This is a genomic window from Microbacterium sp. NPDC064942 (assembly GCF_049545525.1).
Classification (GTDB): Bacteria; Actinomycetota; Actinomycetes; order Actinomycetales; family Microbacteriaceae; genus Microbacterium; species Microbacterium gawkjiense.
This window is the reverse complement of the sequence record NZ_JBMWDR010000001.1, coordinates 59,032-72,135: the sequence shown is the minus strand read 5'-3', so window position 1 is coordinate 72,135 and position 13,104 is coordinate 59,032. Positions and strand designations below refer to the sequence as shown.

The window sequence follows — 13,104 nt, the reverse complement described above, 5'->3', positions numbered from 1 at the left end:
GAGGCGCCCGCATCGTGCGGGAGCCCTCCAGGATATCCCTGAGGATTCGCTGTAAGCAAGCGCTTACTCAGTTGGATTGATCATTTCCCCGATTCGCGCTGCAGCAGGCTCTGCTTCACGTGCAGCCCCCAGGCGAACCCGCCGAGCGCCCCCCCGGTGCGGAGGACCCGGTGGCACGGGACGAACAGCGCCGGCGCGTTGCGCGCGCAGATGGATGCCGCGGCCCGGACCGCGTTCGGCGATCCGAGGTGGGCCGCGAACTCGCGGTACGTGAGCGGCCCCCCGGCCGGGATGCGACGCAGGGCCGCCCACCCCGCGGCCTGCAGGGCGGTGCCGTACTGCATCACGGGCACGTCGTCGATCGCGGTGAGGTCGCCGTCGTAGTACGCGAGCGTCCGCGCCGCCGCCCGCGTCCGCCCCGGCGCGACGTGCGGCGGCACGCGGTCTGCGCGGAGGCGCCCGAGGATGCGCTCGGGGTCGTCCGTCCACCCGGACGACAGCACCCGGCCCTCGTCCTCGAGGATCGTGAACGGGCCGTCGGGGGTGTCGATGGTCTGCAGGATCGCGGTCATGAGGCGGCCTTCCGGGAAGAGGGATCGAGGTCCACGGCACGCCAGGCCTGCGTGACGGGCGCGGCGTACCAGAGGTGCGCCATGAGGTAGCTGCGCCAGGGCGCGACCCGCGCCGACCAGGCTGTCAGGCCTTTCGCGTCCGACGGGATGCCGGCGGCCGCCGCTCCTGCGCGGGCCGCAACGTCTCCGGGCAGCAGGACGTCGGGGTCGCCGAGGACCCTCATGCGCACGTAGTCGGCGGTCCACGGCCCGATCCCCGGGAGGGCGAGCAGGGCGGCGCGCTGTTCGTGGGTGTCGTCGCCGGGTCCGAGCCGGAGTGAGCCGTCGGCGAGGGCCGTCGCCGCGTGGACGATGGCGCGGATGCGCGCGCCCGGTCCCCGGAGCACCTCGGCACCGTGCTCGGCGACGGCTCGCGGTGTCGGGAACAGGACGGCGGGTCCGTGCGGGATCTCGACGGGCTCGCCGAGGGCGGCGGCGAGGCGGCCCATCACCGTCCGCGCCGACGCGACGCTGATCTGCTGGCCGATCATCGCGCGGATGAGCATCTCGTCCGCGTCGATCGCTGCGGGCAGACGCACGCCGGGCACCCGCGCGACGAGGGGCCGCAGCTCGGGGTGCGCGGCGAGCGCCGCGTCGACGGCGGCGGGGTCGGCGTCGAGGTCGAACAGGCGACGGACGCGGGACAAGAGCGGGGCGAGGTCGCGCAACGAGGCGAGGTCGGCGCGCAGCCGCATCCGTCCCGCGGCATCCTGCCGCACCTCGAACCACGCCGGTCCGCCGTCCAGCCGGATCGTGCGCGCGAACGACGCCGTCTCACCCACCTCGACACCCGGGATCGCATGGGCGCGCATCCACCCGAACAGGCCGACGGAGTCGAAGGGCTCGCGCACGGGCAGGACGAGGTCGATGCGGCCGGCGGCCGTGGTCCCGCCCCGCCGACTCGCGCGCAGCTCGGTCGGCGACAGCGCGAAGACCTCGGTCATGGTGTCGTTGAACTGACGGATGCTGCCGAAGCCCGCCGCGAACGCGACGTCGGCCATCGGCAGCTCGGTGTCGACGAGCAGGGTCCGGGCCGTGTGCGCCCGGTGGGCCCGCGCGAGGGCGAGCGGGCCCGCCCCGAGCTCGGCGGCGAGCAGACGCGTGAGGTGGCGTTCCGAGTAGCCGAGACGCCGTGCGAGCCCCGACACCCCTTCCCGGTCGATGACGCCGTCGGCGATCAGGCGCATCGCGCGACCGGCGACGTCGCCGCGGAGGTTCCACTGCGGCGAGCCCGGGGTCGCCTCGGGAAGGCAGCGTTTGCACGCACGGAAACCGGCCTCGTGCGCGGCGGCGCTCGTCGGGTAGAAGGTGACGTTCACGGCTTTCGGCGTGCGGGCCGGGCAGCTCGGTCGGCAGTAGATGCCGGTCGAGTGGACGGCGGTGACGAACTGTCCGTCGAACCGCGCGTCCCGCGCGTCGATCGCGCGGTACCGCTCGTCGAAGGTCATCGGCACGATCGTCATGGCTCCAGCCTGACACGCGCCACCGACGCCGACTCGCGGAAATCGGACACGACAGCGGATGCCGCGGTTCAGCCGGTGGGCGTCCACCCCGCGACGTCGGAGAGCAGCGGAGCGTCGTCACCGTCCCGCACCGTGACCCCGGTGACGTCGGGGGCGACGATCGTCACGCGCGGTACGGCGGCGAGCGGCCGTGCGACGGCGGCCTGCACGATCGTCGACTCGATCCGGGCGAGCAGATCCCGCGCGGCGTAGACGTCGACGGTCTGCTGGAGCGTCGAGATCAGCTCGTCCCGCGCGGGGTCGGCCTGGCCGACGAGGCTCGACGATCCGTCGGTGCCCCACTGCTGGGCGATGGCCCGAGGGGTCTGCGGCACGCGGACGCGCCGGATGACGGCATCCCACCCGGGCGCCTTCACGGCGGCGTCGAGGTCGTCCGTGGCGCAGTCGACGACGTCCCATCCCGCCTCGGCGGCCGCCGTCTTCAGAGCGCCGAACGCCCCCTCGGCGAAGCCGTTGCGGGCGTCGTAGAGGACGCACACGCGCGCGTCGTCGCGGACACCCGCCGCCGTCCGGTCCAGGGCGGCGTCGTCGGCCGGCGTGCCGAGCGCCTCGGCGAATCCGGAATCCTCCGTGACGACGTCGAAGGCGCGGGACCCCGGCGCCGTGACCATCGACGTGGTCTTCGGGTACACCTGCGCCCACTCGCCCGCACCGGCGGCGACCATCTCGTCGGCGGGGACGACACGCAGGAAGGCCGCGCGCGCGGCGCGCTCCGTGAAGATCCCGTCGGGGCTGAGGAGCAGCGTCCAGATGGTGCCGTCGTGCGTCGTCTGCACGACGAAGTCCCGTCGCTCGCGTTGACGGACGGCTTCCCGGTCGTCGGGGGTCGGGCTCAGGGAGACGATGTCGAGCGACTCCCCCACCGCCGCGACGGGATCGTCGCCGCGCGGGACGAGCTCGATGTCGGCGAACTTGGGCGCGGCCGCACCGGTGTAGGACGGGTTGGGCGCCAGCGTGACGCTCGCGCCCTCGTCCTCGATGTCTGCGACGACGTAGGGGCCGCTGGAGAGCCCGAGATCGGCGTCGACGGTGTCGCCCGAGACGGTGAAGTCGATGTTCCAGACCTCCGCGATCGCGGCGAGGGCACCGGCATCCCGCTCGAGGACGGCCCGGATGACCGCCTGCTTCGCCTCCATCGGGTCGTCGAGGTCGAAGGCACGCATGCCGACCGTGTGCGCCGGGGCGTCCGCCGACACCGCGGTCTGCCACGCGATGGTCGGGGCTGCGAACGTGACGTCGATCGACCGCGCGAACTCGTCGATCCTCGGACGGGGCGCCGCCAGCGCGGCATCCGACGGGCCGTCCTCGGACAGCAGACCCACGGATGCCGCCCATCCGAGGACGAGGTCGGCGGCGTCGAGCGGGATGCCGTCAGACCACGACGGCTCCGCCAGGTCGTAGCGGACCGTGAACGGGTCTTCTTGGAGGATGCGGACCGTGCCGAACGACTCGTCCGGGACGACCTCACCGTCCACGACGCGACCGAAGGACGATCGGGTCACCGCCGCGATGTCGCGGTTGCCCGGCGTCGGATCGACCCGGGCGTTCAGGGATGTCACCGGACCAGCCCAGCCGACGGTGACCGTGCTGTCGGGGACGACGGACGGCGGGAGCGCCGGCGCGCACGCGCTCAACGCCAGGACGGCGACCGCGACAGCAGCGACCGCGGTGCGGCGGGAGGCTCGCATCCGCTGATCAGATGCGGTCGGTGTCGTCGCCGAGCTCCTCGGCCATCTGCCGGTACGGCTCGCTCTCTTCGCTTTCGAGCCAGCTCTTCGCGTACTCGAGCAGCACGGCGGGCGAGTCCTCCGCCTCGGCTGCGCTGGCGAACGGGCCCAGGCAGTCCTCCGACGGGCGCTCGTCGTCGCGCACCACGGACTGGGTCGAGAGGTTGTACCAGTAGGTCTGCGAGGTGGTCATCGTCGCGACACTCCGTTCGTCATCCTGATCCTAATCATCGTGAACGCAGGCGACGGGCCGCGATGCGGATCATGAGATCGCATCGCGGCCCGTGATCGTGTCGAGGGATCAACCGCCGGCGAGCTCGGCGTCCGTGTCGCGGATGCGGTCCGCCATGCGGTCGAGCGCCTGCGCCATGTCGTTGACGGCCTCGGCGGCGTCGTCGAGCGACGTCGTGAGCTCCGAATACGCGGTCGAGAATGCCTCGGACGCGTTCTCGGTCTTGAAGCCGTCCTGCACCAGGTCGTCGATGATGCCCTGGAGCTCCTTCAGCGTGTCGGTGACGGTCTGACGACCATCGCGCAGGCGCTGCGCCGCGCTCTCCATCTCGCTGTATGTTGCACCAAAATCGTGAGCCATGAACCCGCCTCCCAGCGTGTCGTCGTGGTGCGGAGAACCGTTTTCCTCCCCCGCGTGAACGATGCTAGCGAAGAGGTCTCCCCCGCCCCATGGGGAGAAGTCCCCTCTTGACAATCCTCCGTCGGGCCGGTCGCTCGCCGAGGCGAAGGGCTGGTCGACAGCGCAATTCCGAGCGTGCGCTCAGTGCCCGATGGGGCCTTGTAGGTCGACCATCATCTGGATCCCGGAGAGGGTCGGGCGTTTCTGAAGTGTGTCGACCGTGCCCGGGCCGCCCAGGGATGGCAAGGGAACGAAGATGAACGACTCGTCGAAGTCCGGTGCGCCCTGCGTCGCAACCGCTTCGGGGAAGACGCCCCAGTTGAACTCCGCGGCCAAATGGTCCACGCCCACCGCCTCGGTGAGAAGAAGGAATGAATCCACGTCCCCCAGGCCGACGCCTCTGTTCTCGCGGAAGATGAGACCCACAAGTCCACCCAGACTGGGTTCCCAGGTGATGAGATCTCCCAGCCCAGTGACCATGACGGGGATCGCCACACCGTCACCCTGGGTCTTGCCGATTCGGTCGCCGAGTTCAGCCTCGTAAACCGCGGGATTGATGACGCGGATGAAACCTTGCCCGAACGTGCCGTAGCCGTACTGCTCCCAGACCTCGACCAGCTCCGCGGGAACCCGATCGCGATAGGCAGCCACGACTTCGGGTTCGACAGGTGCATGCTCGACGAAGTCAGCGAACTCGATCATGCCCACAACCTATCGACGATGACGATGGTGGTTTCGTCTCCGACTCGAGCCAGCGGACAGTCTTGACCCCAGGCGCGGCCGACTTCAGTGACCGACGGGACCCTGCAGATCGACCATTACTTGAATGGCCGAGATGGTGGGGCGCTTCTGCAGGGTGTCAACCGTGCCAGGTCCGCCCAACGACGGCAGCGGGACGAAGATGAACGACTCGTCGAACGTCACGGCCCCTTGACGGGCAACTGCCTCCGGGTAGGGGTCCCACGCGAATTCTTCTTCCAGGTGCTCCGCCCCGTCGAGGCGAGTCAGGCCGAGGAAGGTCTTGGGCGAACCCAGACCCACCGTCTCGAACTTCCGGAAGATGATCGCAACGAGTGAATCGACGCTCGGCTCCCAGGTGATGAGATCGCCCAGGGCGGTCACCATGACGGGGATCGCGATACCGTCGCCCTGGGTTTTCCCGATCCGATCGCCGAGCTCAGCCTCGAACACTGAAGGGTTGATCACGCGGATGAACCCCTCACCGAACGTGCCGTAGCCGTATTGCTCCCAGATCTCGACGATCTCCGCGGGAACTCGGTCGCGATACGCGGCTATGACTTCCTGCGAGACCGGCGACTGCGCGACGAAATCCTCGATCTGGACCATGGTTTCCAACCTAGAACCGGCAGTGGCCGATCAGTGACCGATAGGCCCTTGGAGATCGACCATGACCTGGACGGCGGAGATCGTCGGCCGCTTCTGCAACGTATCGACCGTGCCCGACCCACCCAACGACGGCAGCGGAACGAAGATGAACGACTCATCGAAGTCCGGCGCGCCCTGGGCCGCGACCGCTTGTGGGAATACACCCCAGTCCAGAACACGCGCAAGGTGACGTGCGCCGCCTGCACGCGTCAAGGTCAGGAAGCTGGACACCTTGCCCAAACCCGCGCCTCGCTTGCTACGGAACATCAGCGCGATCAGGCCGCCGAGGCTCGGTTCCCAGGTGATCAGGTCACCGAGGCCGGTGACCATGACGGGGATCGCGATCCCGTCACCCTGCGTCTTACCGATGCGGTCGCCGAGCTCCGCCTCGTACACGCCGGGGTTGATGACGCGGATAAAGCCTTCCCCGAAAGTGCCGTAACCGTACTCCTCCCAGATCTCGACGATCTCCGCGGGAACCCGGTCACGGTACGCAGCGACCACCTCCGGCTCCACCGGAGCATGCGGGACGAAATCTGCGATCTGAACCATGGTCTCCAACCTAGGGACAAACCCAGGTGCGGCCGATCAGTGACCGATGGGCCCCTGCAGGTCGACCATGACCTGAATAGCCGACAGCGTCTGACGCTTCTGCAGGGTGTCGACCGTGCCAGGTCCGCCCAAGGAAGGGAGGGGAACAAAGATGAACGACTCGTCGAATGCGGGCGCCCCCTGCTGCTGGACCGCCTCGGGGAAGACATCCCACCCGAGCTTCTCCGACAAGTAATCCGAGCCGTCCAGCTTCAACAGACCGAGGAAAGTAGCGGCTTTGCCCATGCCCGTACCGCGGTTGCTCCTGAACATGAGTACGACGAGCCCGTTGAGACTCGGCTCCCACGTGATGAGATCTCCCAGCCCGGTCACCATGACGGGGATCGCGATTCCGTCACCCTGTGTCTTACCGATGCGGTCGCCGAGCTCCGCCTCGTACACGCCGGGGTTGATGACGCGGATGAAGCCTTCCCCGAAAGTGCCGTAACCGTACTCCTCCCAGATCTCGACGATCTCCGCGGGAACCCGGTCACGGTACGCAGCGACCACCTCCGGCTCCACCGGAGCATGCGGGACGAAATCTGCGATCTCTACCATTCGATCAACCTATCTGAACACGACGTTCATGTAGACGTCGTCAAGGTTGACACCTGGATTTTTCTGGACGAACTGGACGACCGCAGCATCAATGTCGCCCACCCGGGTGCGCCACTGCGAGCCGAGCGACGAATTGATCCTCGAGTCACCTACTCCTGAAATGTCGGTGACATCACCACCTGCGATGCCGTCGAGCCGGTGTGTCGCAGCCTGCGTGCGCATCCATTGCGATGCGGCGCTCTCTGCATCCGCCTTAGACATCCCTCCGGCTCTCAGCTCGAGGATCTTGTCGTCGAGGGCGGCAACGCGCGCATACTCCTGCGCCCGGAGCGAATCGGGCGTGCGGCCGTTCTGCACGTACTCCGTACGGTTGCGGAGCCAGTCGGACAGCGGCATCTGCTGCAGGGCATCCATCTGCTCGTTGTACTGACGGTCGTACTCGACCGGGTCGTGCTTCTTGTTCCGCTTGAACGGACGCAAGGTGACATCGAACGTGTCGATGTCTTCGACGCCGTCGCGGTTGCGTCGCTGCTTGCCGCGCAAGCCTCGCACCATCTCGCCGAGCTGCCGACCGTGGACCGGGATGTCGTCCAGCGCCCGCAGCATCGGCTTGATGAGTTCGTCTCCGACTCGAGCCATGTGTCAGTCCCCCGTGATGTTCAGTCCGGCGAGGTCGGCCATGAGCCGGTCCATCAACGATTCGATGTCGGCAGCGCGCAGATCGAGCTCCTCCTCGGACTGCTCGAGCGCCTGCAGGTCGGCGTAGAACTCATCAGGGTTGCCGGCCACGGCCTCGACGACGGGAGCGTTCAGCGCGGCCATGACGACGGCGGGCAATTCATCGGCGAGCGGCTCGATGACCGTCGGCAGGATCTGGTTCAGCGCCTGCTCGATCGCGACATCGACCGCGGCGTTCAGAAGCTTCTTCTTGATGATGAGCATCGGGCCGGCACCGGCCGCCGTGATCGGGTTGGTGAGCATGCCCACCAACGCGATCATCGTCGTCGTGACGTCGGCGATGACCTTGACCTTGAGCCCCAGCACGACGCCGGCAGCGATGTCCATCCCGGGCGGGACGGGCCCCAGCAGGTCGACGAGCTTCTGCAGATTCTGCGACCGGTTGGTGTTCCAAGCCGAGACGAACGCGGGTCCCGCCTGGCCTCGCATCGCCGCGGCCAGGTCGCCGTTCACCTTCCGGTCGATGGCCTGCAGGGAGTCCTCGAGGTCGTCCCGGAAGTGCGAAACGATCTGCGCACCGCGTCGCAGTTCGTCCTCGTCGACGTCGGGCCATTCGAATCCGAGCTTCTCCATCACCCAGATCAGTTCGTTCGGCAGCATCATGCCCACAGCGCATCACCTCCCCAGCGAGAGTAGGCAAGATCGGCCGTGAGGTACATGGGGAGAAGTCCCCGGCTCATCGGGGGTCAGGCACCGAGCGTCGTACCCGCGGCATCCGCCGTCACCGCTTCGCGGGCGGCCGCCCGTGTCGTCGGGGGCGCGACCGTCGGCTGCGGCGGGGGTGCCACATCGGCGACGAGCGGCATCTGCACGGTGACCGAGCGACCCGCCTGCACGAAGATGCCTCGACCGACGGGGAAGTCCGACCGCTTGACCCGACCGAACGGCGTCTTGAAGATCGCCTCGCCGTCGTAGGTGTCCGGCTTGAGGACGATGCCCTGACGGCCCGCCTTCCACTCCCCCAGCACACCGATGCTGCCGCTCGCCCGCGAGATCTCGGCGTCGCCGATCAGCATGTGCTCACTGTCGTTCATCGCCTGCAGCAGGGTGCGCATCGGGCGGTCGGCGGGGCCGTCCGACAGGTGCGGCATGTCCTCGATCACGATGAGGATGCGGCCTTCCGACACATCCCGCGTGATGAGCTCGGCCAGCTCGGTGGCCAGCTCCTTCTCGTCGTCGGGACGGGTGGCGCTCTTCACCCACGGACGGAAGTCCTTGAGCTCGGCGCGCCGGCTGCCGAAGTGGTAGAGCTGGACGCCCGGGTCGAAGCGTTCCATCGCGATGACGAGCGACTTGAGAGCGTTGGTGCGACCGGATGCCGGCGGCCCCGAGATCACGAACGAACCGATCGGCTCGAAACCGTGCGCCGAGAGGGTGTCGTCGGCGACGCCGAACACCGGCATCCCGTCGACCCGGGCCGGCATGTCCGTGGCCGGCACCGCCGTCGGAAGGGCACCGATCTCGGGGAGATCGCGCACGCCCTCCGCGCGCAGCTTGTCGCCGAGGACCCCGAGCGCCTTCGTCTGCTCGACGGCGTTGGAGGTCCCGCCGAGGACGGCGATCTGCGCCTCGTGACCGTCGATGACGGCGCGGCCGGGGACGGACTGCTCGTCGAGCACGTCGCGCGGAGTGCCGAGCAGCATGTACTGCGACGGGTCGCCCATCCGCAGGACGACCTTGCGCGAGATGTTCGAGGCGACGGCGCTCGGGACCGCGTTGCCGCGGTCGGCCGTGAGGACCGTGTGCACCCCGAGCGTGCGACCCTCGCCGAGGATACGCATGAAGGTGCGGTAGAACGGGCCGCGACCGGGCGCCACCTCCCAGTCCTTCTTGAACTCGGGGAAGTTGTCGATCAGCAGGATGATGCGCGGGAGGTTCGGGTCCGCGATCTCGCGATACTCCTGCAGCGTCGCGGCGCTGGCCGCCGAGAATGCCGACGCGCGGCGGTCCATCTCGCCGTCGAGGGTGCGCAGCAGGCGCTGGATGCGCTCGACGTCCGAGCCGTCGACGACCGACCCGACGTGCGGGAGGGCCGACAGCGCGCCGAGCGCGCCGGTCGCGAAGTCGAGGCAGTAGACGTTGACCCGGCCGCGGTCCGGTCGCATGCCCGCCGCCGTGCCGATCGTCTTGAGGACAGTCGACTTGCCCGACCCGGACGTGCCGTACACGACGAGCGATCCGTCGCGATCGGGAACGAAGAACGCCGGCTCCTGCTGCTGCTTCTCGGGCACGTCCATGAGGGCGATGGGGATGCGCGTGTCGCCCTCGTTCGCAAGGTTCGCGAGGTCGACCAGCGCCGACAGGTCGTCGAGCCAGGGACGGCGGGGGCGCGGCAGACCCGCGACCTCGCACGCGGTCACGAGGTTCGACACGATGCGCCTCTGGTCGTTCGGCCCGAGGTCCTCCTCGTGCGAGTCCGACTCGGCGGGGCGGTCGGGCTCCCACTCGGCGGCCGCACCGAAACGCAGCTCGGCGACGCGCACCTCGGCGACCGCGGTGTCCTCCAGACTCGTCCAGCCGCCGGTGTAGGCGGACTGGAACGGCACGAGGCGGCCGGGGCCGGTCTTGGCGATCGCGCGCCCGGGGACCGACGCGGGGAAGCTCGCCGCGACATCGTCGTCCACCACGTCGCGCGAGTCCGCCTCATCCGCCATGCGGAGGGCGATGCGCAGGTTCGTGTTCGCGCGGAGGTTGTCCTCGATGACGCCGGCGGGGCGCTGGGTCGCCATTATGAGGTGGATGCCGAGGGAGCGGCCGCGCTGGGCGATGTCGACGACGCCATCCACGAACTCGGGCATCTCCGAGGCCAGGGCGGCGAACTCGTCGATCACGAGCACGAGCGACGGCGGGCACTCCGGGTCCTGGCGCTTCTCGAGTTCGAGGAGGTCCTTGGCCTTCTTGCGGTTCAGCAGGTGCTCGCGGTGCTGCAGCTCTGCGCGCAGGCTCGTCAGCGCCCGGCGGACGAGGTGCGGGTTGAGGTCGGTGACGAGGCCGACGCAGTGCGGCAGGTCGACGCAGTCGGCGAAGGCCGAGCCGCCCTTGTAGTCGACGAAGAGGAAGGTCACGCGGTCGGGGCTGTGCGCGGCGGCCATGCCGAGCACCCACGCCTGCAGGAACTCGGACTTGCCCGAACCGGTCGTGCCACCCACGAGCGCGTGCGGTCCCTGCGTCCGCAGGTCCAGCGCCATCGCGTCGCTCGGCCCCTGCCCGATGATCGCGCGGAGCGTTCCGGCCTTCTTCAGACGGGGCCGCGGCGTCGGCGTGCGGTCCACGATCGTGTTGTTCTGCTGCCAGCGCTCGATCGCCGCGTGCGGGTTCTCGGCGATCGCGGGGTCGATGAGCTGCAGGAAGTTGACCGAGTTGGGGATGTCGGACGCGTCGTGCACGACCGTGCTGGCATCCACCACCGGCGACAGGCGTCGCGCGAACATCTCCATGTAGGCGTTCGAGACCCCCTCGACGGCGACGTGCTCGAAGGCCTCGCCGTTGCGGACGAGACCGACCCGCGCATCGGCGAGGTCGTTCCGCAGCTCGATGAAGCTGCGGCAGACCGCGGGCAGCGACTCGACCGTCTCGGAGATGAACACGGCGTGGACACCGTGATCGGCGCCCCGCTCGAGGACGTCGGTGAGGCGCCCGCGGTCGACCGGCGCATCGCCGGTGACGAAGACGACCACCGAGATCGGGGGCGTGCGGACGCGGTCCTCGGCGGCACGAGCGACATCCGTACCGTAGAGGAGGGGATTCCAATCGTCCTTGAACGGGCCACGGGGCTCGCCCTCGCGGCCACCGCCGGAGGCGCGACGGACGTACTCCTCGAGCGAGTTGAGCAGGCCCGCGGCACTCGGCGCGGAGTCGGCCAGCGGCGCCGAGCGGAACGGGCTGCGCTCGGCGGTCGTGTGCGGAAGCCACTTGAGCCACTCGAGCTCCGGCGTCCATGAGGAGTCCGAGAAGGCGACGGTCACGACGTCGTTGGGCGCGTGCAGGCCGAATACCTGCACGGCCACGCCGCGCATCGCATCGGCCACGAGCGCGCGCGGACCGGCGATGCCGATCGAACCGGAGGTGGGGAACGTCTCGAAGACGGGGACGTCGTCGACCATCTCGTAGCGCAGCCGCAACCGATCGACGCGGTCGATGTACTCGGGCAGCCCGTCGGGCGTCTCGGCGTCGTCGATCCCGTTGCGCGCGGGAAGCGAACAGGTCCCGAGTCGCAGGGCGAGGAAGTTCCAGTGCTCGGGACGTCGGGTCCACAGCAGCGGTCCGAGCCGCATCGCCTCCTCGAAGACGTCGGCGACCGCCGGCGCCTCGGCGTTGCGAGCCGCCTCCTCCTCGGGCTTGCCGCGGAAGAAGTCCTCCTCCAGTTGCTCGAACTGCCGCTCGAAGAGCAGTCGCTCGTGGTCCTCGCTCTTGCGGCTCTGGACCGACTGATTGATGAGGTTGCCGAACGCCATGAGCGGTGTCATGACGATCAGCAGGAGCGAGCGGGGGTTGCCGTTGAGCGCGAACAGCGCGGCACCCATGAGGATCGGTGCGACCATGATCGGCCAGGGGAAGATCTTGCCGATCTTCTCGGTGGGCAGGCGCGGCGGCTTGAAGCGCGTGCCCGGGTAGCGGACCTCGACGCGCGGACTGCGGTTGAACAGCAGCCCGCCGCCACGCTCGATGATCGGGTCGTCGGCGGCGGCACCGTCCCACGCGTTCGTGAGGTAGACGACGAGCGTCGTCGCGCCGATGACGAAGGGCCGACCGTCCTCGACGCGCACACGCTGCACTTCGACGCCGTCGACCAGGACGCCGTTGGCGGAGTTCAGGTCGACGACCTCGGCGTGCGCACCGACCTCGAGTCGCGCGTGGCGCTTCGAGACCATGGGGTCGGTGAGCACGACGTCGTTGCTCGGGTCGCGCCCGATGGTCACGTGACCTGCCGACAGGGCGAACTCCTGTCCGGCGAGCGGCCCGGCGGTGGCCCTCAGGATGCCCACGGTCTCGCCGCGTCCGGCGCGGATGTATCCGGCGCCGTAGTTGACGATGGATGCCGCGAACCCCGACCCGAGGGGCGCTTCGCCGATCGGCAGGTCGTGGGGCAGTTCGACGGCGCGGGACGCGGTCGGCGGCGCGACCGACAGGGTGAGGACGTCGTCCTCGGCGAAAGTGGTCGACCGGGCGGGATCGGATGCTGCGATGTACCGCGCGACGTCGCCGACGGTCGCCGTGGAGTCGGCTGTCACGACGATGTCGACGGGGTCGTCGTCGTGCCGGTGCAGGGTGAGCTTCAGCCGCATTGCTCTTCTCCGATGGGGTGGGGACGCGTCGGGCGGACGGGTGCGGGCGGGACG

General features: G+C 69.2%; 12 protein-coding genes. All 12 read right to left on the bottom strand.

Annotation, left to right across the window (positions count from 1 at the left end):
• Positions 1-80: 80 nt before the first annotated feature.
• A complete protein-coding gene (locus ACPEH2_RS00345) occupies positions 81-572 on the bottom strand; it encodes a methylated-DNA--[protein]-cysteine S-methyltransferase (protein WP_359918215.1) in 492 nt (163 codons plus the stop codon).
• Positions 569-2,074 carry an AlkA N-terminal domain-containing protein gene (locus ACPEH2_RS00340; RefSeq protein ID WP_423718000.1) on the bottom strand — a complete coding sequence of 502 codons (1,506 nt, stop codon included), beginning with the start codon at positions 2,072-2,074 and terminating at the stop codon, positions 569-571. Before ACPEH2_RS00340 ends, ACPEH2_RS00345 begins: the two co-directional genes overlap by 4 nt.
• Before the next feature lie 68 nt (positions 2,075-2,142).
• On the bottom strand, positions 2,143-3,822 hold the full coding sequence (locus ACPEH2_RS00335) for an ABC transporter substrate-binding protein (RefSeq protein ID WP_423717999.1): 1,680 nt from the start codon (positions 3,820-3,822) through the stop codon (positions 2,143-2,145).
• Between the two features lie 7 nt (positions 3,823-3,829).
• Positions 3,830-4,054 (bottom strand): hypothetical protein, encoded by a 225-nt coding sequence (locus ACPEH2_RS00330; protein WP_064001283.1) that lies wholly within the window; start codon positions 4,052-4,054, stop codon positions 3,830-3,832.
• Between the two features lie 108 nt (positions 4,055-4,162).
• Positions 4,163-4,453: a WXG100 family type VII secretion target gene (locus ACPEH2_RS00325; RefSeq protein WP_232321638.1), complete on the bottom strand. Its 291-nt coding sequence runs from the start codon at positions 4,451-4,453 to the stop codon at positions 4,163-4,165.
• A 180-nt stretch (positions 4,454-4,633) separates the two neighbouring features.
• A complete protein-coding gene (locus ACPEH2_RS00320; protein ID WP_423717998.1) occupies positions 4,634-5,194 on the bottom strand; it encodes a GAD-like domain-containing protein in 561 nt (186 codons plus the stop codon).
• Positions 5,195-5,278: 84 nt separating this feature from the next.
• Positions 5,279-5,839 carry a GAD-like domain-containing protein gene (locus ACPEH2_RS00315; RefSeq protein ID WP_423717997.1) on the bottom strand — a complete coding sequence of 187 codons (561 nt, stop codon included), beginning with the start codon at positions 5,837-5,839 and terminating at the stop codon, positions 5,279-5,281.
• Between the two features lie 30 nt (positions 5,840-5,869).
• Positions 5,870-6,430, bottom strand: coding sequence for a GAD-like domain-containing protein (locus tag ACPEH2_RS00310; protein WP_423717996.1), 561 nt, complete (start codon positions 6,428-6,430; stop codon positions 5,870-5,872).
• Positions 6,431-6,466: 36 nt separating this feature from the next.
• Positions 6,467-7,027: a GAD-like domain-containing protein gene (locus ACPEH2_RS00305; protein ID WP_423717995.1), complete on the bottom strand. Its 561-nt coding sequence runs from the start codon at positions 7,025-7,027 to the stop codon at positions 6,467-6,469.
• 9 nt (positions 7,028-7,036) lie between these two features.
• On the bottom strand, positions 7,037-7,666 hold the full coding sequence (locus tag ACPEH2_RS00300; RefSeq protein ID WP_423717994.1) for a polymorphic toxin type 15 domain-containing protein: 630 nt from the start codon (positions 7,664-7,666) through the stop codon (positions 7,037-7,039).
• A 3-nt stretch (positions 7,667-7,669) separates the two neighbouring features.
• Entirely contained in the window at positions 7,670-8,368 is a 699-nt protein-coding gene (locus tag ACPEH2_RS00295; protein WP_423717993.1) for a WXG100 family type VII secretion target, read from the bottom strand.
• A gap of 83 nt (positions 8,369-8,451) precedes the next feature.
• Positions 8,452-13,050, bottom strand: coding sequence for an FtsK/SpoIIIE domain-containing protein (locus ACPEH2_RS00290; protein WP_423717992.1), 4,599 nt, complete (start codon positions 13,048-13,050; stop codon positions 8,452-8,454).
• Positions 13,051-13,104 lie beyond the last annotated feature (54 nt).